Genomic DNA, 25479 nt, shown 5'->3' on the forward strand with positions numbered 1-25479 from the left:
CCCCGTAACAGTCCAAAGTTAACATCACTAGAAACACAACATTGATGTAAAATGTCATTATTGTCGATTTTGAGACTCTTATACAACTCAAAAAAGATACTTATATGAAAACGAAAATCTTAATGGTATGCCTTGGAAATATTTGTAGATCTCCATTAGCAGAAGGCATTCTAAAATCAAAACTATCCGCCAAAGAATATACCGTAGAGTCATGCGGAACCGGTGGTTATCATATTGGCAGCAAACCCGACAGTCGATCAATTGCAATTGCAAAAAAACACGCTATTGACATTACTGATCAAAGAGCTGCCCAATTCGACACTAGCAACTTTAAATTATATGACTACATATACGTTATGGACCACAGCAACTATGAAAACATAATAAAGCTTGCCACAAATAACCAAGAAGAAAGCAAGGTACATTATATTCTTAACGAACTTTACCCCAATAGCAATGCCGAAGTTCCTGACCCATATTACGGCGGAGACCAAGGTTTTGAAAATGTATACCAAATGCTAGACAAAGCTTGCGATAAAATTGCAGAAAAACTAAATACTCAAAATAAAAAAACATCATAAAACCAATATCGTAGAACTAAAAAATCGTTATGAGCAATAACCAGACTTTTACCGAAAATAATAATACCTCAAAAAGAACAATAAAAAAAATAGTGTTATTTTAGTAGACACCAAGATCCAATAATCAAAATATTACACGTAAAGAAGGTCTTGTTTTTAAGCAATCAAAAACAATAGACAAATACCATAAATAACCAAACTAAAAAAACCAGCTATATAGCCAATGGATACTAAACCCCTAGAAACCAAAGGAAGATTATACTTAATACCTACACGATTAGGTGATGATGTACCCTTAGAAGTACTACCTATATCCATAAAAAAAGTACTAGAGCAGGTTAATCATTATATTGTAGAAAACGAAAAACAAGCTAGACGATTCATTAAAAAAGTAAGCCCTAGCAAATCACAGCGATCCCTAGTCATATATACCGTCAATAAATACACAGATATTGCCGAAATCCCTAGTTTCCTTACCCCCTGTCTTAACGGAGAGTCCATTGGCCTGTTATCAGATGCCGGATGCCCAGGAATTGCAGATCCAGGTGCAGAAGTTGTAAAAATTGCACACGAAAAAGATATACTAGTAACCCCGCTCGTTGGACCTTCATCTATACTACTAGCAATGATGAGTAGCGGAATGAATGGTCAAAGTTTTACTTTCAACGGATACTTACCTATTGACAAGGCAGAAAGAAAATCAACTATAAAACAACTTGAAAGAGTTTCTTTTGAGAAAAAACAGGCGCAGATTTTTATAGAAACCCCATATAGAAATGACAAAATGCTTAGCGACCTTAAAGCTATATTACACCCTAACACACGTTTATGTGTTGCATGTGACATAACACTAACCACAGAATACATTAAAACCAAAACTATCACAGAATGGAAAAACGAAGATGTAAGTCTACATAAGAGACCAGCCATTTACATTATTCAAAAAGATTAAAAATCGCAAAAATATATGTAAAATGTAATACTATACTACACCTAAAAAAAAAAAAAAAAACATTTATTAAAGATATTTTTTATTCACCTTAGCTTTTCTGTTAGGAACAACAAAAGAAGTATCATATCCACCGAAGCGCTTCATGTAGTATCGAATTGTTGTTCCGAATGCATCAGCAAACCCATCAACACCTCCGCTACGTAAGTATCTTTTTACTGCTCCAGGACCGGATAAATGTGCAGCAGCCAAAATACCTGACTCTGTAACCTCTACACCATTCATTGTTTTTCCAACGAACCACTCAATATCTCGACGTAAAACCCATTTGTTTCTAGACAAGTAAGCATAAAAAGCCTCTTCTTGCAATTCTGGATTATCAAGAAACTCATTTCTTTTTACACCCTCAACACCGATTAAATCCAAAGTACCTCTACCAAACTGATACTTACCCATGTAACCAAACTGGTTTACAACGCCGTAATCACCACGAGATTCTTTAAAAGCTAATGCCTCTTTAAAACCAACATAAGACTTACCAAGAGACACAGAAAAAAAGTTTCTTTCTACTGTTTCATCTTCAATCTCATTAAAATTAGGAGCTATATAATGCAAATCTAACCCTTCTGTACTATAAGAATCAAAATTTACTTTTTCTTTTGTTACAAAACTTAACAAAAATACTCCTCCTGTTGTAAGCATTGCGGATAATCCAATTCCCCTTCTTATCATATAAAAATTTTCTAAGTAATCATCAAAATGATGTCCCGAATTACTTAAATTTTTGCCGGGCAAAGGTACTTCTTTTTTTTAAAATAAAAAATAAAAACATGAAAACAATTATCATCCTGATAAACAGATAATTACACTTAAAAATCCTTGTAAAAATAGTCTAAAACTGCTTTTTTTAAGCAAAAACAAACACTTAAACGTCAAACAAATGCCTTTTGTCGATAAAAAATAAAGATGAAAAATCACTAGAAGTTCACAAAAAAAACATCAATTTGTTAATAAGTCCTATCAAATCATGGTATCAAAAGAAGAAAAACTTTAGAAATCAAACAATAATACGAAAAGAAAAACACTATAGAATTATCTATTAATCCCTTGTTTATTAATCCAATTTATATACTGCTTTTTATTGCGATTATGCTGCCCAATTGTTTTAGCAAATTTGTGATACCCAAAATTCTCTACATTGGCTACAAAAAAGTAATACTCATGCCTTTCATAATTAAGTACCGCATCAATTGACGAAATATCAGGCATCGATATAGGCCCCGGAGGAAGTTCCTTATACTTATATGTATTATATGGACTATCAATCTCTAAATCCTTATACAAAACTCTTTTGATTACCGTATCCCAGTCATTACGATGTTTTTTTAGGGCAAAAATTACTGTAGGGTCTGCATCCAATTTCCATCCGTTAAGATACCTATTCATATAAACTCCTGCCACTCTAGGACGCTCATCAACTTTAGCAGTTTCTTTTTGAACAATAGATGCTATGGTCGCAACTTGTTCTCTGGTTAACCCTATTTCTTTTAATTTTGACAAGCGATTTGTATTCCAAAAACGATTGTATTCTTTTAACATTCTCTCCCGAAATTGTGTTGCCGACGTATTCCAAAAAAATTCATATTTATTGGGTATATACATTGCAAGTGCATTTTCTGAAACGAACCCTTTTTCATTCAAAAATGCCGTATCCTTAAAAGCAGTTACTAAAGACACACTGTCAGCTTCTATCTGTGTAGCTATTCTGCCTGCTAAATTCTCTAATCGCTCCTGATTATTAAAGCTAACATGAATCGGAGCATTGTTACTTCGCAAAGTATTTATGATTTCGTTATTATTCGAACCCTTCTTTATAATATAGCGCCCAGCTTTAATACTATTAACATACCCCTTTCTTCTGGCAATCCTATCAAAACTGTAAATATCATTTACAACTGGAGTGATCACCTCAATCAGCTCTGTATATGTAGCATCAGTAGGAAGATAAATTGTGGTACTTTTACTTTCAAAATTCGTATTAGGAGAAAATACTGCCTGATATACGTAATACGCAAAAATGCCTCCTGCGACTAAACCTAACAAAGCTATAACTAAAAGTATTTTTTTAATGTACATAAATAAATTGATATAAAAATTCGTCCTTATAAGTACCCTGTACTTGATTCCAATCTTTTTTTACTCCAACAATTTTAAACCCTTGTTTTTCAAACAATGCAATACTTGTTAAATTATCTTCTGAGATATTAGCATACAACTGATGCAAATGAAGATGAGTACTACCATAATTAACAATAAGTGACAAAGCTTCTTTGCCGTAGCCTTTTCCCCTATTTTCCTCTTCAAATATGAGAACACCTACTCCTGCCCTATTATGAGTAGGATTAAAATCGAACAAATCAATTAGTCCTAAACATGCCGAATCATAAGAACAAATAGCTAGTCGCAATTGTTTTGCTTCATAGATATCTTGATGTGCATTTTCTAAATATTGTTTAATCAAAAATCTAGAATATGGTGTTTGAGTTGAACTCATTTCCCAAATTTGCTCATCATTTTCGATAGTGTAAATCAGATCGAGATCCTCAGGTTCAAGAGCTCTCAAAAACAGGTTTTCTCCTTTTAAAGTTACCATGAGAACTCTCCCTTAAAAACTTGTTCTGCAGGACCTATCAAAAAGATATTTTCATAGCCTTCTTCTGTCACATCAAAGGTTACTCTCAACTCTCCGCCTAATGTATTAACAATAACTTCTTTTTGATCTGTTATATCGGTAGCATGCATAGAAAGAGCAACAGCAGTTACACCTGTGCCACATGACAAGGTTTCATCCTCTACACCTCTTTCGTATGTTCTAACAGAAAAAGTACTTCCATTTTTCTTTTCTACAAAATTAACATTAGTACCTTCTTCAAAATATGGAGCTCCATGTCTTACGCTCCTTCCTATAGTAGTTACATCAAAATTAGATAATTCTTCGACCATCATAACATGATGAGGAGACCCCGTATCTAAAAACAAATGGGTATCATGTTTTTCTATTGTAGATACGTCTTTCATTTGTAAGTACACGAGACCATCTTTTATTTCTGCATGATGTTTTCCGTCAATAGCAGAAAAAATTGCTGTGTCATTTACAACGTTAAGAAATGCAGCAAATGCAACCAAGCACCTCCCTCCATTACCACACATAGAACTTTCATTACCATCAGCATTAAAATATACCATGGTAAAATCATCTTCACTATTATTTGGGCGTTCTAGCAGCATTAGTCCGTCTGCTCCTATGCCAAATTTTCTGTCACATAAAAGAGAAAATAATTTGGTATTATTTTTGGTGAGAATAGATTCACGGTTATCAATGATCACAAAATCATTGCCTGTACCTTGATATTTGTAAAAAGTAAATGTCATTTATTAATTCATTATAATAAGCAAAGGTACAAAGAATGTTAACACAAAAGTGTTGTTAATTGTGAGTTAAATGTCAAAAAAAAGAACACTTTAATTGTAATTTTAATAAGAATTGATAGTCCATAATATATAGAAATAAATAAAGTTCAATAAAAAAGAAAAGAGAATGAAAAGATTTTTGAGTTTATTAGTTGTAGCTATTCTTGCAGGGATATTTACGTTGGGAGCTTACAAAATGTTTTTAGAACCCAAAACACTACTTACACAAGAAAATAAAAAAACAACAGCCGCCATAGTTCCAACGAGCTATAATGTAACTAATACAAATTTACCCGCATCCGCTGCAAGTATTGATTTTACATTTGCTGCAGAAAAAACCGTAAATGCTGTGGTGCATGTAAAACAATATGGTATCACGCGTTCTCCCAGAAATTTGATGGAGTTTTTTAGAAACGGCGGTGAACAAGAAAGAAGAATCCAGGGAGTTGGATCAGGAGTAATTATTACCAAAGATGGGTACATTGTCACTAACAATCACGTAATCGACGGTGCTTCTGACTTAGAGATTACCTTAAATAATAATAAAACTTATAAAGCTGAGGTGGTAGGAACTGCTCCTCAATCAGATATCGCCCTTATTAAGATTGATGCAGACGAAGAACTCTCTTATATTCCTTTCGGAGATTCTAATTCAGCAAAAATCGGTGAATGGGTATTAGCAGTAGGAAACCCTTTTAACCTTACCTCTACTGTTACTGCAGGAATTATCAGTGCAAAATCAAGAGATCTTGATGAAACCGATGACAAAATCCAATCGTTCATTCAAACTGATGCGGCTATTAACCCAGGAAATAGTGGCGGTGCATTAGTAAACACAAGGGGTGAATTAATCGGAATAAACACAGCCATCACCTCTCAAACAGGAAGTTATGTTGGATATGCCTTTGCTGTACCATCAAATAATGCTAAAAAAATCATAGACGATATTATAGAGTTCGGTGGTGTACAAAGAGGTATTATTGGTATAACCGGAGGGACAATAAGCGACTTGGCCAAAGAAAAATATGATATTTCTACATCTCAAGGAGTCGTCGTTGCATCTGTAGCAGAAAATAGCGGAGCAAAAAAAGCAGGATTATTAGAAGGAGATGTAATCAAAGAAATTGATGGACTGCAAATTCGAAAATTTTCTGACTTAACTGGTTACGTAAATAGTAAAAGACCCAAAGATGTTATTAACGTAACTATATTAAGGAAGAATAAAAAAATTATATTACCTGTAACTCTTACCAAGTATGAAATCCAGAGATACAATATAGAAGATGTTGGTGTTGAGGTAGCCAACCCACCTAAAGATTATCTAAAAAAATTCGATTTGGATCACGGTGTTGTCATTAGTAAAGCACTAAGTTCTAGAATGAAGAAATATAGCTTAGAGGGACTTATTATAAGTGAGATAGACGGAAAAAAAGTACGAAATGTAATAGAAGTTAAGGAAATTATCGAAAGTAAATACGAAAACGAAGACATTACAATTAGCTTGGTAGATCGAGAAGGCCAAAAAAGAGAATTTGTATTTCAATAACAAAATACAATAGAGAGGAAAACCCTCATAATATTACTTTCCCATTGCTTAAAAAAGCAATGGGATTTTTTATTAAAAAATAGTGTACTCAAACGTTTGAAAATACATACTTTTATACAAAATTTCTAGACCTAAAAACATAATAACCTATGAGCTCTAACGAAGTTTACGAAAAAGAACTTTCTTTTCAGGCGAATCGACGTCGCGCAACCGTAGCATTTATAAAAACTGTAAGTGATCTTTGGTATGATAATGCAATCGAACTTGTTCTTTTTCGCAATCAATTAATTGATAAGAATGTAAGTGAGATTATTAACTTGCACAAATATGCAGGTGAGTTTGTGGAAAAACCCATCTCAATTTTTGATACTGCCGAAATTGCAGAAGCTATCAAATTAATGAATCTTCCGCCATCAAAATTGGACATTGGTAAACTTACCTACGAATATCAATTGGCAGGTGACGAATATGGTTCTATCAATCGTTTTGTTCAAAATAAATTAAAAGATGCCAAAAACACTAAACCCATATCTCCAAAAAATGTAATTCTGTATGGATTTGGGAGAATTGGTCGTTTAGTAGCTCGAGAATTAATGACTATAACGGGTAAAGGAAGTCAATTAAGACTGAGAGCTATAGTAACTAGAGGTGAAATAACCGAAGAAGTGTTAGAGAAAAGAGCTTCATTACTAAGAAGCGATTCTGTACATGGCGATTTTGCAGGAACCGTCGAAACAGATCTAAAAAACAGTGCGTTAATAATAAATGGTACCACAGTAAAAATTATTAGCGCTAATAAACCAGAAGATATAGACTATGTTTCTTTTGGTATAAAAGACGCTTTATTAATTGATAACACTGGGGCTTTCAGGGACAAGGAAGCTCTTAGTAGACATTTGTCTGCCAAAGGAGTGCACAAAGTTTTATTAACAGCACCTGGTAAAGGAATACCAAACATCGTACACGGTGTTAATAACAAAGAACATAATCCAGACAAGGTACATATTTTCTCTGCTGCATCTTGTACCACTAATGCGATCACACCTATCCTCAAAGCGATAGATGATAGCTTAGGAGTTGTCAATGGTCATTTAGAAACAATACATGCGTATACAAATGATCAAAACCTAGTTGACAATATGCACAATAAATACCGAAGAGGTAGAGCTGCAGCACTTAATATGGTAATAACAGAAACTGGAGCCGGAAAGGCAGTTTCTAAAGCCCTACCTGGGTTTGAAGGTAAATTAACTTCTAATGCCATTAGAGTTCCGGTACCCAATGGATCTCTTGCAATCCTTAATCTTAATTTAGAAAAGAAAACTTCTAAAAATAGTATTAATAGTATACTCAAAAAATATGCATTAGAAGGAAGTTTGGTTGAACAAATAAAATACTCAATAGATAACGAATTGGTTTCTAGTGACATTATCGGATCTTCAGCTCCTTCTATTTTAGATAGCAATGCAACTATTGTAGACTCAAAAGGCAAGAACGTTATTTTGTATGTCTGGTATGATAATGAATATGGATATAGCCACCAAGTAATACGCTTATCAAAGTATATTGCCAAAGTAAGACGATTTACATATTATTAATCATACAGTTAAGAAGATAAGAAAAACCGTTACAACTAACGGTTTTTCTATTTAATCACCTAATTAGCAAATAAGTGTAGGTTATCAAAAAACATGTAATTATACTGAATGACCTAAAAACTGAATCATATATTTTTATGTCTAAATTCTACACCAAAAATGTTTATAATTACGTACAATATTGTACATTTATTTTCGTTACAGAAGAAATTAATAACCTATAAAAACAAAGGATCTATACAATTCATAAAAAATAGTGCAAATAGCTTTTATATCTACCATCCAGCCATTCACTACATGCATTTATTGACACTTTATGGATCTGCTAAAAATTAAGACCAAAAACATGAAATTACCACAGTACCTATTAGTTTTTATATTCTTATCGTTTACACAAGTTTATACCCATGCACAAGAAGAAAATGGAACCATTACCGAAGCTTTAAACACGGGAAATATAGAGACGCAATTTAATACATTGATAGAAAAGTCAGGAAGGTTTCAGGACTATAAAGTGGTAAAAAGAGTTTCTCTCGATAAACTAAAATCCAATACAATAGATACCCTCAAAACTCTTGCTTCAAAATTAAACAAAACCAATCTTCAAATAGCTGAACAAAAAACTACAATAACAGGTCTAGAAGAAACATTAGTAAAAACAAATGAAAGTCTCACCTTGGTTACTCAAGATAAGGACAGCATGAGCTTTTTAGGTATGGCTGTTACCAAATCAAGTTATAACACCATATTATTTAGTATCATCGGAGTTCTTTTAATATTACTGGGTATATTCATCTTTAAATTTAAAAACAGTAATGCAGTAACGGTACAAGCAAAAAAAGCCCTATCAGAAACCGAGGAAGAATTTGAAGATCATAGAAGAAGATCCCTAGAGCGTGAGCAAAAAGTAATGCGTAAATTACAGGATGAGATCAACAAACAACGTAAAGCTGGTACGAAGTAACTCTCAATCGCTAGATTCTTAACATATTCTTTCGCATCTTTGCATTTAGTAAAATGTATAAAATATAACCCTGACGATGCGCATAGATATTATTACCGTAGTACCTGACATCTTAAAAAGTCCGTTCGAAGCTTCTATAATGAAAAGATCTATAGAAAAAGGACTTGTAGATGTACAGCTACACAACTTAAGGGATTACACCAATGATAATTATAGACAAGTAGATGATTACCAATTTGGTGGTGGCGCAGGAATGGTAATGATGATCGAACCAATAGACAAATGTATCTCTAAACTAAAGAGTGAAAGAACATATGATGAGGTAATTTATATGACACCTGATGGAGAAACTCTAAATCAGAGTATATCTAACCAATTATCGCTAAAAGGAAATCTTATTATTCTTTGCGGACATTATAAAGGGGTGGATCAAAGAGTTCGAGATCAATTCATTACAAAAGAAATCTCTGTGGGAGATTATGTGTTATCTGGCGGTGAATTAGGAGCCCTAATTTTATGCGATGCTATCATTCGACTTATCCCAGGAGTTCTTGGCAATGAAACATCCGCATTAACAGATTCTTTTCAAGATAACTTATTAGCTCCTCCAATATATACCAGACCTGCTGACTATAAAGGCTGGAAAGTCCCAGAAATACTTACCTCTGGTAATTTTCCGAAAATAGAAAACTGGCGAGAGGAACAAGCATATCAAAGAACAAAAGAACGAAGACCTGACCTTCTGGATCAGTAAAGTACAACTAAATTCTTACTAACATTCCCTGTAAACAGGGTGCTGTATTATTATAATTTACCTAATCTTTACATTAGTACACTAATTAACACTACATTAATGCAAAGAAAAATCTTAGTTGTCTTATTTCTATTTATAACCTTTTTGATAAAGGCCGAACCCTTTTTTAGTATATACCCTAATCAATTAAATTTTGAAAATTACCCAATCATTACAACCACATGTATAATTCGTAATGACGGAAGTTTTAAAATGACCAAAAGCAATATTAATAAGTTTAACTTCTCAATACTAGAAAATGGTCTTTACATACAAGCAGTCACATATAATCTAATAGAAATTATAGATAAAGATCATGCTGTTGTAAAATTGTCATTTGCAAGTTTATCCCCTCTATACATGAACAGGGACATTAACTTTTATCTTAATGCAGAAGATCACTTTACCTTTGATGGAGAAAATTATATCTTTTATAACAACGGTAATATTGTCAATCACGAAATGAAACCTTATTCTCCTGATGAACATCTGACACCACAAGAATCTAATCAAAATACGATACAACCAGACCCTTCTTTATTGTCGGATAAATCTCTCTTCGAATGTTCTCATGAAGAATTACTTTTTATGCGAAATACCTATTATGCACAAAAGGGATATATTTTCAAAAACAATCAATTAAAGAAGGCATTCAGGACTCAACAATGGTATACTCCAACACTATCAAATTTAAAAAACATAAGTTTTACAGAAGAAGAAAAAGCAGAAATCGCATATATTCAATTTCATGAAGCTTTAAAATCTGAAGAAAATGGCCTGACAATCGATGTTCTCAAATATGATGATGATGACATGGTTAAGGAAATATTGTATAAAGCTCAAAAATCCTATAACTTTTGGGCAGAAAAAGAAAAACAACATGTATTTCATAACATTTCCTATGTATCCATTGATAAAGAAAAAAGACAACCAAAAAAAATAGGATATTTTAATCTATATCATAAACAAGAACAGTTTAGAGAATACTATCCCAATGGTATCGTTAAAGAAGAAGTATTCATTCGTAAAAATGGTTCAAATCTGTACACTGCATTTGTAGATCAATATCATAATACCGGAAAAAAGAGAAAGGAATCCGAATTCCTAGAAAATCTAAGTAATTATGACATCGAATCCTTTAAAAATAGTAGTGCTTGGTATATGGTATGGGAGTATTACTTAACTAAAAGCGACAATAGTGAACAACCAAATCCCTCAAAAGATATTTATGAGATCGCGACGGTATATGATTTCTACACCCCACAAACTCCTTCTGAAAAAGAAATGAATCAAATCGTCAAAAAAAAATTGACAAGCAACTCTGATAATGAATATGTATTTGAGGAACTAAAGTCAATTTACGAACTAAAATACCCCAAAAACAATTGGCTCCAGTTAAGTACTAACAATTATATCAAAAAAAATAACTTGAAATATAACCATTCGCTCGATTTATACAACAACGAAAAATCACAACTATTATGCGATCAACACGAGATAAGTTATATATACGTATCAACTGCCAATGAGCGATATGAACAGAAACTTTATAATAAAAACTCAGTTCTTCTTAAAGCCCAAAACAGAATATTGTATGATGATAGTGATGTGAGAGAAATTGATGGTACATACAAAGTTCAGAACTGGAACGAAGAAGAAAAACAACTAGATTTTGTAGATATTTTTCATCCGGATATGCAATATGGCACCTATATTATCTATATGAAAGTTACTTTTCCTGACCACAAAAAAACCTTTTACTCAGAAAAATATAAGTTAGAATATGTACCTATAGCCGATACCTTGAACCCCTCTACAAAAAAAGAACCAAATTAAGCAGCTATACAAATTGTATCTCAAAGTCTTTTCTAAAACACAAGACACTAATAAACAAGACAAAATACTTGGAAATCATTAAATAATATTTATTTTTGCAGCCTGAATTAGAACAACCTCTGGCGAAAATCGTGAATGTTGCTTTAAGAAAACCAAAGAAACTATATCCACAATGGAAGATTTAGTAAAATTTGTTCAAGACGAATTCGTAGCAAAAAAAGAAATGCCTGAATTCGCAGCTGGTGATACAATCACTGTGTATTATGAAATTAAAGAAGGATCAAAGACTCGTACTCAGTTTTTTAGAGGAGTTGTAATCCAGAGAAGAGGTTCAGGAAGTACAGAAACATTTACGATTAGAAAAATGTCTGGTACTATAGGTGTAGAGCGTATTTTTCCTCTAAACTTGCCTGCTCTTCAAAAAATTGAAGTGAACAAAAGAGGTAAAGTTCGTAGAGCTCGTATATTCTACTTTAGAGAACTTACCGGTAAAAAGGCACGTATCAAAGAAAAAAGAGGTTAATATTACTTTTTTTTACACAAAATCAAAGGTCGCTAATATAGCGGCCTTTTTTTATGAACAAAAGTTAACAACCAAAGTTCATAACTAGTTAAAAACTAATTAGATATAACAAACTCTAATCCGTTTTTTTTTCTTAAATTTACTATAGCTACCAATAGTAAGAGATGACACAAGGATTGTCTAACTTTGTAGCCGTTATACATACGTTCTTTGAACACTTAAAAATCTATTTAATTAAAATAAATATAAGACGAAAGTTATTTTTTTGAATACATCCTTAAAATCACTTTAAAGGAATTACTTTAAAATAATTTTAAAATGAAATTCGAAAGAAAAAATTAAGTCTTGACACTTTTTTAATATAAATAGTATCAGACTTTATCGAATAAAAACGCTTCCATTGCTATTGTAACGGATAAACACAAGTATTCGATATAAAGTCAATTGAGAAGAAATAATATATAAAACTATGGTTTAATAATTTTATTTCGACTCAAAATTAGAAATAATGACACTATATAGTATAAAAGTGAAAATACTTTTATTTAATAGCGGGTAAACAGCTACTATAAATAATTATTTCTAATGAAGCCATATCAAAATACCTGTATTCTTGATATGGCTTTTTTTTTTAAGTAACCCCAAAAACAGACTCAAATTTTATGAGGTATATTTTTTTTTGGCCTAATTTTCAATAAAACATAATTCCCCCGATATAATATAAAACTATCTAGCTACTAGTTGCATATACTTTACTAGATTTGTATCTTCGCGCTCGAAAAATCCTAAGACTTATATTATTCTAGATTTAGAAAGATCTATGATTATTTTTGTCTTAGAAAAACTAAACGACTAATTATTTCTTTTTAGATAGTTATAAAGTCTAATAAAATTAGGGAACTTTTGATCTTTTAAACTTAAAAAGAAAATCCCTAAACCAAAAAAATAAAAAATATGGGAGTTGAAAACTCAAAAATTGTTTACACCAGGACCGATGAAGCGCCTGCACTAGCTACCTATTCTTTTTTGCCTATTGTCAAAAAATTTACGAAGGCAGCAAATATAGATATCGAAACAAAAGATATATCTCTTGCCGCGAGAATTATTTCTATTTTTCCTGAAAAACTTGATGCTAAGCAGAAAGAAGATGATGCACTTGCACAATTAGGAGAACTCGCTAAAAAACCTGAAGCAAATATTATTAAACTCCCAAATATCAGCGCATCAGTTCCTCAATTAAAAGCAGCAATCGCTGAGTTACAGTTACAAGGATTTGATATTCCTAATTATCCAGAAGAGCCAGCCAATGCAGATGAAGAAAATATCAAATCTAGATATGACAAAATAAAAGGAAGTGCTGTAAACCCTGTACTAAGAGAAGGGAATTCTGACAGAAGAGCTCCTAAACCTGTAAAACAATATGCTAAAAAGAACCCGCATTCTATGGGAGTGTGGAGCAAGGATTCTAAGAGTCATGTAGCTACTATGGCTTCGGGTGATTTTAGATCTAACGAAAAATCCGTTACTGTTTCTAAAGCTGGTGATGTAAAAATCGAATTCGTTGACCAAGCTGGTAACAGTACAGTACTCAAAGAAAAAACGGCTCTACTAGAAGGAGAAGTTATTGATGCTACAGTATTAAGTAAGAAAGCGCTTATTACATTTCTTGAAGAGCAAATCGCAGACGCAAAAGATAAGGATGTGTTATTCTCTCTTCATATGAAAGCTACAATGATGAAAGTTTCTGACCCTATTATATTTGGTCATGCAGTAGAAGTATTTTTTAAAGATGTTTTCGAAAAACATGCTGCTATTCTTGAAGAAATTGGTGTAGAGGTTAATAATGGTTTTGGAGACTTAATCAATAAGCTTAAAAAAGCACCAGAGGCCAAACAAGCAGAAATAAAAGCAGACATCGCAGCTTGTTATCAAAATGGGCCAAAGTTAGCAATGGTAAATTCTGACGAAGGAATTACAAACCTACATGTACCAAGTGATGTGATTATCGATGCATCAATGCCAGCAATGATACGTAACTCTGGACAAATGTGGGATGCAGCAGGAAATACTCAAGATACGAAAGCGGTAATCCCAGATAGTAGTTATGCAGGAATATATCAAGAAACCATTGATTTTTGTAAAGAACATGGTGCTTTTGATCCTACAACCATGGGAACTGTTCCCAATGTTGGATTAATGGCGCAGAAAGCTGAAGAATATGGATCACATGATAAGACCTTCGAAATAAAAGGAAATGGTACTGTAAAAGTTATTGATTCATCAGGGAACACATTAATAGAACATGCCGTAGAACAAGGAGATATCTGGAGAATGTGTCAAACAAAAGATGCTCCTGTTAAGGACTGGGTAAAACTTGCCGTAAAAAGAGCAAAAGCTACAAAGGTTCCTACCATATTCTGGTTAGATAAAAACAGAGCTCATGATGCAGAGTTGATTAAAAAAGTAAACACATATTTACCAGAACATGATATCGCAGGACTAGATATTCAAATTATGTCTCCTGTAGAAGCTACTCGTTTCTCATTACAACGTATCAAAGAAGGAAAAGATACTATTTCTGTTACCGGAAACGTACTAAGAGATTACAATACAGATTTATTCCCAATTTTAGAGTTAGGAACAAGTGCAAAAATGCTATCTATAGTACCATTAATGAATGGTGGTGGTTTATTCGAAACCGGAGCAGGAGGTTCTGCACCTAAACATGTACAGCAGTTTAATAAAGAAGGACACCTTAGATGGGATTCTCTAGGAGAGTTTTTAGCACTTGCTGTATCTCTAGAACACTTAGGAGATACTACTAATAACCCAAAAGCTTTAATTATTGCCGAAGCATTAGACCAGGCTACCATTAAATTTTTGGATACTAAAAAATCTCCTTCAAGAAAAGTAAATGAGCTAGATAATAGAGGAAGTCACTTTTATCTTGCATTGTATTGGGCTCAGGAACTTGCAGCGCAAACCAAAGATACTGATTTGCAAAATGAGTTTACTAAAATTGCAAATGAACTATCCCAAAATGAAGAGGTTATCACCAAAGAATTAATTGATGCTCAAGGAGATAGTGTAGATATGGGTGGTTATTACTGGCCTGATATTAAGAAGGTATCAGAAGCTATGCGTCCTAGTAAAACACTTAATGCTATTATAGAAGCGTAAAATATAACCGAATAATCAAAAGCACGAAGCCTGTATAGAAATTTCTATACAGGCTTTTTTTATGAAGACCTTTTTCGTATTCAAAAAAAAAATCAATTTCATGCAACCCTTTGGTTTTTGAGTTGTCAATAAGAATAACTAGAAAAGAACAAGTACATTTAGAAGCAATTACAATCAAGTAAAACTAATTGGAAACCAACATCATTTATACACATAAAAAACTTGTTGAAAACAGCAAGGCTGGTGATAGAAACTCGCAATATCAATTGTATGAACTCTATGTAAATGCAATGTTCAATGTAAGCATTAGAATGGTTGGCTCAAAAGAAGATGCAGAAGATGTTATTCAGGAAAGTTTTATAGAAGCTTTTAGAAAACTAAATTCTTTTAGATACGAAAGTACCTTTGGCTCTTGGTTAAAAAGAATAGTAATTAATAAAAGTATTAATCATTTAAAATTAAAGAAAATACCGATCACACCTCTAGATCATTATGAATATCAAATTAGTGAGGTAACCAATCAGGAAGCACCTGTACTTGATATCAACAAAATTAAAAAAGGAATAAAGTTACTACCCGACGGATATTCTCAAATTATTACACTATACCTTATCGAAGGATATGATCATATAGAAATCTCAGAAATACTTGGTATTACCATTTCGACATCCAAATCGCAATACCATAGAGCAAAGAAAAAACTTATTGCAATTGTAAATACACTATAATACAATGGACAATTTCGAAAAATACATACAAAAAAACAAAGATCAGTTCGATGAACATAAAGTCGATCATTTAAAAATCTGGAACCAAATAGAAACTGAATTAGAAACCCCAAAAACCATTTCTCTATTCAGAAAGTTTTCTATTGTTAAGGTTGCTGCAACACTACTTATTCTTATCGGAGCTTTCTCTATAGTTCGATTTTATAAGATTTCAGAAATCAATTTTAATTCCGAAAAAATGATAGTGAATCAAGAGCTTAGAGATATCGATGTTTATTATAAGAATTTAGTATCCTTTCAAGTACAATTGGTGCAAAAAAACACGAAACTTCTACCCGAGGAAAAGAAAGAGTTTCTGTCTTTTATGGATGAATTAGATGAAGAATATAATACGCTGAAAAAGGAGATGACACAAAACCTGAATAACGAATATATTCTCGAAGCCATTATAAACAATTACAAAAAAAGGATAGAATTGATTGAAAATCTTTTAAAACAAATCAATACTCCGCAAAATTCAAATGATAATGAAGGCTATATTTTATAAATATCTTTTACCAGTACTATTTGTATTTTTCTCGCTTACTCTAATACAGGGACAAGAAAAAGTGTCCAAAAGTATTGAAAAGACCTATCCACTTACAAATGCGGGAGAATTGCATTTAGAAAACAAATACGGTACTATAATAATTAATGGTTGGGAGAAAAAAACAGCTCAGATCACCATGGATATTAAGGTTACCAAAAAGAAAAAAGAGGATGCCATAGAGCTATTAGGGCGAATTAATTCTATCATAAATAATACAGAAGATTTTATTACGATCTCTTCTGTTATCGAAGAAAAGAACCCTAGCATAATTTCTAAATTCTTTAGCAAAGCAAATCCTTTTGATTTTGATAAAAGTAATGTTCAGATTGATTATACGATCTATATACCCCAGAATGCGGCTTTGCAAATAACAAATAAATTTGGTGATGTTATTGTAAGTGGTTGGAGCGGTAAACTTAAGGCAGATGTTCAACACGGTAATATGTGGATAAATAAAGATCTATATAGTGCTAACATTGACATGAAATTCGGAAAACTAAAAACAAAGTCTATCACCTACGGAAATATCCGTTGTAAAAATGGGGAGATCGATATAGAAAAGTCCAAAGATCTCAAAATAAGCAGTAGCGGAACCACTATAGAAATTGGCAATACAGAATCTCTAGAGATACACTCTAGTAAAGATAAAATAACTATTGAAAACATAGATAATATTACTGGCGAAGTCATGTTTAGCACCCTAAATATCAACAATATATCAAACAATATACATCTTCGAATGGAAATTGCTGATTTTTGGGTTTCAAAAATCAAAAACAAAAATCCAAGTATCGCCATTATTCAAGAATCATCAGAAATAAATATAAACATTTCTGGTCTTACCATAAATTTTAACGCCTCTCTAGAACAGGGATTATTGCGGATACCTAAATCATTTACTGACGTAACAACCCAAGTTATCGACAAAAGAAAAAGATTACGAAACATTACAGCCCAATATGGTAACAATACAACAAAAGGAAATCTAAATATTACAGGAAAAAAAGGAGTCATTATTTTAACAGAATAACATCAATACAACACATATATCAATCAAAATAGATCAGACAGCATGAAGCAATTAAAAAATATAATCCTTTTTCTTTTCATAGTACATTATTACCAACTACAAGCACAAGAATCCAATGATGCTAACTACATAGAATTTAATGATCGTAAAAATATTGTTCATGGTGTATATCTAGGATTTAATATGAATTATGGAGAAATCGATGGTAAAGAAACCATAGGCTCAACCATCAAACTTGCATACGTCGCAAATAGAAAGGTAGAATTTGGATTTGCTATTGGTGGGTTTTATTCTAAACAAAACATCACTCATATTTCTACATTGAATAAAGAAGATCTAGGAGGAGTTTATGCAGGAATTCATATAGAACCTATTTTTTTCAGTAAGTCAAAAATTAACCTATCCCTCCCTTTATTCGTAGGAGTGGGAGTTGCAGCCTATACAAATACAGACGCCAATGGCAACAATGAAATAAATGAAGATGATGATAATCTTGTTGGATTTTCTATAGTAAAACCCGGCATAAGTATTCTTTACAACATCTCTAGGTATGTACAGTTAGAAACAGGAATAAAATATAGATTCTCTTCTAAGTTTGACCTTCACCCAACTGGTCCTACAAGAATCGACGGGGTTTCTTTAGGGCTCGGTTTAAAAGTTGGTGTTTTTAATCTTGGTAGAAACAGGTACAAAAAAAACATTCAAAATGACAAGTAATTCAAAAACAAAAATTCACAAAAAGATAGATACTATCTATGTGTATTCAAAAAACAATCAGGTATATCTAAAGAACAGCGAAAATCATTTTACTTCTTTGAATAAAATGATTTTAAATAAAGAAGAATGGCTTCTCATAAAATTTAGATGGGACATATAACACAATACCAATCAAATTTACAATCAAAAATGACATCATCAATCAAAAAGTATAAGGTACTCTCATTGCTTCTCTTTATCGCACTCTGTGGTAATGCGCAAACCCTAACTCAAACCGTGAAGGGAAAAGTAATTGATGCTACAACAGGCATCCCTCTTACTGGGGCAACAATTACACTTCTTAATATCGAGCCCAGTAAAGCAACAATTACAGATGATCAGGGATTTTTTCTATTAGAAAATGTACCCGTAGGACGTCAATCATTTATTTGTAATTTTTTGGGATATGAAGATGCTCTAGTATCAGAAATATTAGTAGGGTCTGCAAAAGAAATTGATCTAACCATACAGTTGATCGAATTATTAGAACAACTTAATGAAGTGGTGCTAAGAGCTCCAAAAGATAATAGTAGAGCTAACAACAATCTGGCAACTGTAAGTGCTCGCTCTTTTAGTGTTGAAGAAACCAAAAGATTTCCTGCAAGTATTAGTGACCCTGGCAGAATGGCACTTTCTTTTGCCGGAGTATCAAACTCTGATGATACAACAAATGAGATTATTATTCGGGGTAATGCCCCAAATCAATTACTCTGGAAAATCGAAGGTGTAGAAGTTCCTGAACCGAATCATTTTTCTGAAGAAGGATACGCTCCCGGGGCTGTTAGTCTACTAAGCACAAACATGTTAGGGAAATCAGATTTCTTTACAGGAGCATTTCCTGCAGAATATGGGAATGCATTATCAGGAGTATTTGATATTAATTTACGAAACGGAAATACGAACAAAGGAGAATATGCATTTCAATTTGGTGTTTTGGGCACGGACTTATCACTAGAAGGTCCATTTAGTAAAAACTATAAAGGATCATACCTTATAAACTATCGCTACTCAACATTAACACTTCTCAATCAAATTGTTGAAGTTTCAGATAACAGTGTACCGACATTTCAAGATCTGTCCTTTAAAGTGAATCTTCCCTTAGGAAAAAAAACAAACCTATCTTTTTGGGGAATTGGAGGTATTAGTAAAGACAATCAAGATAATGCAGAACAAATTAATATTAACATAACCGAAAATGAACAGTTCGATTCTAAAACCTATATGAGCGGAATCAATTTAACACATTTTTTAAATACAAAAAACACCTTAGACTTAGCACTATCATACTCAGGTAATGAAAGTACATATGAGCGAAGATTAGAAGCCATAAATACAAATGATTTCTATACAGAAAGAGATTTATTAAGTAATAGTGCCCTACGGTTCTCTGCAAATTTAACTAACAAATTTAACTCTAGAGCTACCCTAAAAAGTGGTTTAATTCTGAGCCAATTATTCTATAATGTACGCACTGATGAAACATTGAATACGACATCTGATATTACTGTTAATGAAGACGGTAATGCAGTTATGGGTCAATTTTTTACACAATCAAAATATCGATTTACAAAAAAACTCACCACTACTGTGGGGCTACATGCAACCTACTTTTCGGTAAATAAAAATTTTGTTTTAGAACCAAGAGTAGGTTTAGAATATAAAATACATCCAAAACATACGATAAGTGCAGGAATCGGAACACATTCTAGAAGAATGCCTCTTAATCAATATTTCATTCAAATAGAAGATCAGAATGGTGGTTTTTCAACTCCTAATACGGATCTAGATCTGATGCAAGCTACTCATTATATATTAGGTTATGACTGGAGAATTATCAAAAACGGACATTTCAAAATAGAAGCTTATTATCAAGATATAGATAATGTTGGTGTCGTTGCTGACCCTAATTTTACAACCTCAATTGTTAATGGTCAATTCATAAATAGAGAATTAGCTGATATTGGAAAAGCTAGAAATTACGGACTAGAATTTACCTTCGAAAAATTCTTTTCTAGACAATATTATTTCTTGACTACAACCTCTTTATATAACTCAAAATATAAGGCAGCTAATGGCCAATGGTATGATAGCTCGTACAATTTCAAATATACATTCAATGTTGTAGCTGGTAAAGAGTTTTCTATCGGAAAAACAAACAATAATATTTTTGGGATTAATGCTAAAGCACTTCTTAATGGTGGCAAACGGGGAACTCCCATTGATCTCGACGAATTCGATCAGACAGGAATTGTAAGTGATCTCGAAGAACAACGAAACACCATTCAATTCGAAGATTATTTTCGTTTAGATACAAGCATGTATTTTCGTATTAATCGCCCTAAAGTAGCCCATGTTATTTCATTAGACATACAAAACTTGACTAATAGAGAAAACATAGACACCAAAGTTTTTAATCCCAATACAGGAACATTTGACTCAGAAACACAACTAAATTTATTACCTCTTTTAAACTATAGGATAGAGTTTTAATGCATATTATTTATACAACAATTAACAATAAAATAATTGCACAAGTCAATGCATCTTTTTTCCTTTACGCTTTATATTATTATGTATAATTATAAAAACATTTTCTTTTGAAAAAATATATTTCCACAAGTAAAATCCTCATATTTATTTTTCTATTCGGGCATTCGGTCTTACTAAGCCAAGAAAAGTTTACACTGAATGGAACAGTATCCGAAATTTCTAGTAACGAGACTCTGATTGGGGTGAGTATTATTTTTCCTGAACTGGGAGAAGGAGTTGTAACAAATGAGTATGGATTTTACTCTATTACTTTACCAAAAGGTACTCACAAATTACAAGTAAGCTATTTAGGATATACCGATATTGTTCAAGAAGTTGATTTCAGTCAAGATCAGAAAATTAATTTTCAACTTAAGGAAGCTTCAGAAATGTTAGACGAAGTGATAATTACAGAAAACGTTGAAAAGCTAAATATCAGAAATCCCCAGATGAGCGTCAATAAGCTTTCCTCTGCAACTATCAAACAAATTCCGGTAGTATTAGGAGAATCAGATGTTATTAAATCAATTATTCTTTTACCTGGTGTAACAAGTGGCGGTGAAGGTGCATCTGGGTTTAATGTTCGAGGAGGTGCATCTGATCAAAATTTGATCTTATTAGATGAAGCTATTATTTTTAATTCTTCACATTTATTCGGATTCTTCTCTGTTTTTAATCCCGATGCTATCAAAGACATCAAATTATATAAAGGAGGTATTCCTGCTAGGTACGGAGGAAGAGTGTCTTCGGTATTAGACATTTACCAGAAAGAAGGAAACAGTAAAGAGTTTAAAATGAGCGGTGGATTAGGTGTTGTTGCCAGTCGACTTTTGGCAGAAGGACCTATTAAAAAAGATAAAGGAGCTTTTCTTGTTGGTGGTAGAGCATCTTATGCACATTTATTCTTACCCCTTTTTGATAATGATAACATAGCATATTTCTATGACCTTAATACCAAATTAAATTACAAGATTAACGAAAACAATAATGTATATCTTTCTGGGTACTTCGGTCGTGATGTATTTAGTATTAGTGAAACATTTCAGAATACATATGGCAATACAGTACTCAATTTGAGATGGAATCATCTGTTCTCTGACAAATTATTCTCTAATTTATCACTTATATATTCTGACTATTTTTATGGATTAGAACTTGATTTTGTAGGTTTCGAATGGAATTCGGGTATTAGAAACTTTAATTTAAAATATGATCTAAAACATTATATCAGTAACAATTTTCAGCTTAATTATGGTGTCAACAATATCTATTACAAATTTAATCCTGGTGAAATAAAACCAAACAGCGCTGATTCTGGAATTATTGAAGAAAAGTTGACTGACAAATATGCTAATGAATTTGGCGCTTACATTGATGCCGAACATAAAATATCGAATAACTTAACATTACAATATGGGTTACGTTTAAGTTATTTTACAAGACTTGGGCAAGATGAACTTAATATATATGAAAACGATAATCCTTTGATATATAATGACGAGCTTCAAATATATCAGGCTGCAGAAGCGATAGGAACCGAAAGCTATAGTAGAAGTGATCAAATCAAAAGTTTTCCTAACCTAGAGCCAAGAGTAGCACTATCATATGCATTCAATGATAATACTTCTATCAAAGCAAGTTATAATCGTATGGCTCAATACCTGCATCTGTTATCAAATACAAGCTCCCCTACTCCTCTAGATGTATGGGCTCCTAGTGGTAAGTATATAGAGCCACAATTACTAAATCAATTTGCTTTAGGATATTTCAGAAGTATTGATGATAATAAATACGCCGTAGAAACAGAAGTTTTTTATAAAGACATTCAGAATCGAATTGATTATATTGATGGAGCGGACCTCATTGCCAATAATGCTATAGAACAAGATATTCTTAATGGCGAAGCCCGTGCCTATGGACTTGAATTATTACTTAGAAAAAATGAAGGTAAATTCAAAGGATGGTTAGCCTATACATTATCAAAATCAGAACAAAGAACTCAAGGTAGAACCTCTATAGAACCCGGTATTAATAATAACGAATGGTATAACACTCCTTATGACAAAACCCACGATATCTCATTTAACGGAAGCTACGAATTAAATGAAAAGTGGAAGTTTGGAGCCAATTTCGTATTTCAGACAGGACAACCTACTAATTTCCCGACAGGGCAATTCGAATATCAAGGATTGATTACTCCTATTTATGATGGACCAAGAAATAGTGATCGATTACCTGCATATCATCGAATTGACCTATCTGCTACATTAACTCCGAGGAAAAACAAAACTAGAAAGTGGCAAGGAGAATGGGTCTTTAGTGTATATAACTTATACAACCGTAAAAACGCAGCTTCAATAACATTTTCCCAAAATCAAGACACCTTTGTAAATGAAGCCATAAAAACTTCAATTTTCGGAATTATTCCTGCGGTAACATACAATTTTAAATTTTAGAAAAATGAAAAACATACTTTATATATTTATTTCAATTTTTATTCTTGCCGGTTGTGAAGAAGTAATCGATGTAGATCTTACTGATGGAGACCCAAGACTAGTTGTCGATGCTTCATTTCAGGTATTTATGAATGAAAGCGTAACTCCCATCATTGAGGGTGGTGTCCAACTAAAACAATCAACGCCATTTTTTGATGAAGAAAACATTCCGGTTAACAATGCAGAAGTATTTATTACTAACCTTTCTAACAACTCAAGAATTAATTTTATTGAATCCTCAGAACCGGGATTCTATATACCGGATACAGAAGAATTTATCCCTGATTTTGATATTTCTTATCAACTTACCGTTATAGTTAATAATGAAACCTATGTCGCCACTGCAGAACTCATTCCTACTGTACCAATTGATGCTATTGAACAAGGAGACGGAACCTTATTTGATGGTAATGAGACTGAAGTCATTGTTTTTTTTACGGATGACGGTGACAGAGATGATTATTACCTTTTTGACTTCGATTTTAACTTGTTTTTGGGGAGTGAAGATCGTTTTTATCAGGGAGAGTCTTTTAACTTTTCATATTTCTATGAGGATGGTTTAGACAATCGTAATGTTACTATTAAAATTCTGGGTATTGACGAAAATTATTATAACTATATTAATTTGGTTATTGAACAGAGTGAACAAGATGGAGGGAATCCCTTTCAGACACCACCTGCTACATTAAAAGGAAATATTATCAATACTACAAATAAGGATAACTATGCTCTTGGTTATTTTAATCTATCCGAAGCTAATAGATCAGACATTACAATAGTTGAATAATTTTTTTGTTTTAAAAACGGTTATAAAGGGTCCCTAAAATCAAAAAATAGTATTTTTGATTTATGGGATTTACAAAAACAACAGAACAAGCATCTCATTATAATCATTTAGAAAAAATGAGTATTAATGAGTTGCTTACCAACATAAACACAGAAGATAAAACAGTTCCTGAAGCTGTAGAAAACGCTATCCCCCAAATAGAAACCCTTATTACCCAAGTGGTAACAAAACTAAATAAAGGTGGTAGACTTTTTTATATGGGAGCAGGAACAAGCGGACGCTTAGGAATTGTAGATGCCAGTGAGTGCCCCCCTACATTTGGAGTCTCCCATGATTTGGTTATAGGGCTTATTGCAGGAGGCGATACTGCAATAAGAAAAGCCGTTGAATTTGCAGAAGACAGTACCGATCAGGGCTGGAAAGATTTACTAAGCCATAATATTACGAACAAAGATGTTGTTATAGGTATTGCTGCATCTGGTACTACTCCATATGTTATTAATGCATTAGAACAATGTAATAAAAAGGATATTATCACTGGCTGTATTACCTGTAACGAAGGGAGCCCGCTATCAAAAACAGCTCGTTTCCCTATTGTTGTTACTGTAGGGCCCGAATTTGTTACCGGTAGTTCTCGAATGAAAGCAGGAACTGCCCAAAAACTAGTATTGAACATGATATCAACAGCAACCATGATCAAACTAGGAAAAGTTAAAGGAAATAAAATGGTAGACATGCAACTCAGCAACAATAAGTTAGTAGATAGAGGGGTAAGAATGATAATGGATGAACTATCTATAAATAATGAAACCGCAGCCAAACTTTTACAACAATTCGGGAGCGTACGAAATGCAATAAATAATTATGGAGCCAAGAAAAACTAATAAAGAACTTTTGGGTAAAGGAGTACAAAGGATGGCTATTGCGCTTATTCTAATGTTTATCAGTCCAATTATTATTCATTCAGCATTTAAGAATCAGGATCACCATCTGTACATACCTATATTAATTCTAGGGATATTAGGTGCTGCACTAGCTATATTTATGGCATTTAAGGGCATAAAAACGATTATGGATTCTTTTTTTGGAAAAAAATAAGGACCAATTCTCCTCACATTATTCTG

Annotated in this window: 22 protein-coding genes; 18 read left to right on the top strand and 4 right to left on the bottom strand. The window is 32.7% G+C overall.

Features of this window, described 5'->3' with window-relative positions; translation table 11 throughout:
- Positions 1–104 precede the first annotated feature (104 nt).
- Together DZ60_RS0101900 and DZ60_RS0101905 are read left to right on the top strand one after the other, a co-directional pair.
- Positions 105–581, top strand: coding sequence for a low molecular weight protein-tyrosine-phosphatase (locus DZ60_RS0101900; protein WP_025740018.1), 477 nt, complete (start codon positions 105–107; stop codon positions 579–581).
- A 223-nt stretch (positions 582–804) separates the two neighbouring features.
- The gene (locus DZ60_RS0101905; protein ID WP_025740019.1) at positions 805–1533 is read left to right on the top strand and encodes an SAM-dependent methyltransferase; all 729 of its coding nucleotides are present in this window, start codon (positions 805–807) and stop codon (positions 1531–1533) included.
- Between the two features lie 66 nt (positions 1534–1599).
- Here the strand turns inward: DZ60_RS0101905 and DZ60_RS0101910 are convergent, their stop codons facing one another.
- The 4 genes from DZ60_RS0101910 to dapF form a co-directional block, all read right to left on the bottom strand.
- Positions 1600–2262 (bottom strand): hypothetical protein, encoded by a 663-nt coding sequence (locus DZ60_RS0101910; protein WP_025740021.1) that lies wholly within the window; start codon positions 2260–2262, stop codon positions 1600–1602.
- Positions 2263–2622: 360 nt separating this feature from the next.
- Entirely contained in the window at positions 2623–3666 is a 1044-nt protein-coding gene (mltG, locus tag DZ60_RS0101915; protein WP_025740022.1) for an endolytic transglycosylase MltG, read from the bottom strand.
- On the bottom strand, positions 3656–4183 hold the full coding sequence (locus DZ60_RS0101920) for a GNAT family N-acetyltransferase (protein ID WP_025740023.1): 528 nt from the start codon (positions 4181–4183) through the stop codon (positions 3656–3658). Before DZ60_RS0101920 ends, mltG begins: the two co-directional genes overlap by 11 nt.
- Positions 4177–4962: a diaminopimelate epimerase gene (dapF, locus tag DZ60_RS0101925; RefSeq protein ID WP_025740024.1), complete on the bottom strand. Its 786-nt coding sequence runs from the start codon at positions 4960–4962 to the stop codon at positions 4177–4179. Before dapF ends, DZ60_RS0101920 begins: the two co-directional genes overlap by 7 nt.
- A 166-nt stretch (positions 4963–5128) precedes the next feature.
- On the opposite strand from dapF, the gene DZ60_RS0101930 reads away from it, so the two are divergent.
- The 16 genes from DZ60_RS0101930 to DZ60_RS0102010 all read left to right on the top strand — a co-directional run bounded on the left by DZ60_RS0101930 (position 5129) and on the right by DZ60_RS0102010 (position 25453).
- Entirely contained in the window at positions 5129–6547 is a 1419-nt protein-coding gene (locus DZ60_RS0101930; RefSeq protein ID WP_025740026.1) for a trypsin-like peptidase domain-containing protein, read from the top strand.
- A 149-nt stretch (positions 6548–6696) separates the two neighbouring features.
- Positions 6697–8145, top strand: coding sequence for a glyceraldehyde-3-phosphate dehydrogenase (locus DZ60_RS0101935; RefSeq protein ID WP_025740029.1), 1449 nt, complete (start codon positions 6697–6699; stop codon positions 8143–8145).
- 346 nt (positions 8146–8491) lie between these two features.
- Complete coding sequence (locus tag DZ60_RS0101940) at positions 8492–9109, top strand: hypothetical protein (RefSeq protein ID WP_025740030.1); 618 nt, start codon at positions 8492–8494, stop codon at positions 9107–9109.
- Between the two features lie 76 nt (positions 9110–9185).
- Entirely contained in the window at positions 9186–9863 is a 678-nt protein-coding gene (trmD, locus tag DZ60_RS0101945; RefSeq protein WP_025740031.1) for a tRNA (guanosine(37)-N1)-methyltransferase TrmD, read from the top strand.
- A 99-nt stretch (positions 9864–9962) separates the two neighbouring features.
- Positions 9963–11738, top strand: a complete 1776-nt coding sequence (locus tag DZ60_RS0101950; RefSeq protein ID WP_025740032.1) for a YARHG domain-containing protein — start codon at positions 9963–9965, stop codon at positions 11736–11738.
- A 172-nt stretch (positions 11739–11910) separates the two neighbouring features.
- Complete coding sequence (gene rplS, locus DZ60_RS0101955) at positions 11911–12261, top strand: 50S ribosomal protein L19 (protein ID WP_025740033.1); 351 nt, start codon at positions 11911–11913, stop codon at positions 12259–12261.
- 954 nt (positions 12262–13215) lie between these two features.
- A complete protein-coding gene (locus DZ60_RS0101960) occupies positions 13216–15441 on the top strand; it encodes an NADP-dependent isocitrate dehydrogenase (protein WP_025740034.1) in 2226 nt (741 codons plus the stop codon).
- Between the two features lie 188 nt (positions 15442–15629).
- On the top strand, positions 15630–16169 hold the full coding sequence (locus DZ60_RS0101965; protein ID WP_025740035.1) for an RNA polymerase sigma factor: 540 nt from the start codon (positions 15630–15632) through the stop codon (positions 16167–16169).
- Between the two features lie 4 nt (positions 16170–16173).
- On the top strand, positions 16174–16716 hold the full coding sequence (locus tag DZ60_RS0101970) for a hypothetical protein (protein WP_025740038.1): 543 nt from the start codon (positions 16174–16176) through the stop codon (positions 16714–16716).
- Positions 16697–17788 carry a hypothetical protein gene (locus tag DZ60_RS0101975; RefSeq protein WP_025740042.1) on the top strand — a complete coding sequence of 364 codons (1092 nt, stop codon included), beginning with the start codon at positions 16697–16699 and terminating at the stop codon, positions 17786–17788. Before DZ60_RS0101970 ends, DZ60_RS0101975 begins: the two co-directional genes overlap by 20 nt.
- A gap of 42 nt (positions 17789–17830) precedes the next feature.
- The gene (locus tag DZ60_RS0101980) at positions 17831–18505 is read left to right on the top strand and encodes a hypothetical protein (protein WP_025740044.1); all 675 of its coding nucleotides are present in this window, start codon (positions 17831–17833) and stop codon (positions 18503–18505) included.
- A gap of 189 nt (positions 18506–18694) precedes the next feature.
- Positions 18695–21034: a TonB-dependent receptor gene (locus tag DZ60_RS0101990; RefSeq protein ID WP_034228399.1), complete on the top strand. Its 2340-nt coding sequence runs from the start codon at positions 18695–18697 to the stop codon at positions 21032–21034.
- 107 nt (positions 21035–21141) lie between these two features.
- Positions 21142–23529: a TonB-dependent receptor gene (locus tag DZ60_RS0101995; RefSeq protein ID WP_394332001.1), complete on the top strand. Its 2388-nt coding sequence runs from the start codon at positions 21142–21144 to the stop codon at positions 23527–23529.
- Between the two features lie 4 nt (positions 23530–23533).
- A complete protein-coding gene (locus tag DZ60_RS0102000; RefSeq protein ID WP_025740051.1) occupies positions 23534–24355 on the top strand; it encodes a DUF4249 family protein in 822 nt (273 codons plus the stop codon).
- Between the two features lie 62 nt (positions 24356–24417).
- On the top strand, positions 24418–25239 hold the full coding sequence (gene murQ / locus DZ60_RS0102005) for an N-acetylmuramic acid 6-phosphate etherase (RefSeq protein WP_025740053.1): 822 nt from the start codon (positions 24418–24420) through the stop codon (positions 25237–25239).
- Entirely contained in the window at positions 25220–25453 is a 234-nt protein-coding gene (locus DZ60_RS0102010) for a DUF6095 family protein (protein WP_025740055.1), read from the top strand. Before murQ ends, DZ60_RS0102010 begins: the two co-directional genes overlap by 20 nt.
- Positions 25454–25479: the final 26 nt, after the last annotated feature.

This window comes from Aquimarina pacifica, from assembly GCF_000520955.1.
In the GTDB taxonomy this organism is placed as follows: domain Bacteria; phylum Bacteroidota; class Bacteroidia; order Flavobacteriales; family Flavobacteriaceae; genus Aquimarina; species Aquimarina pacifica.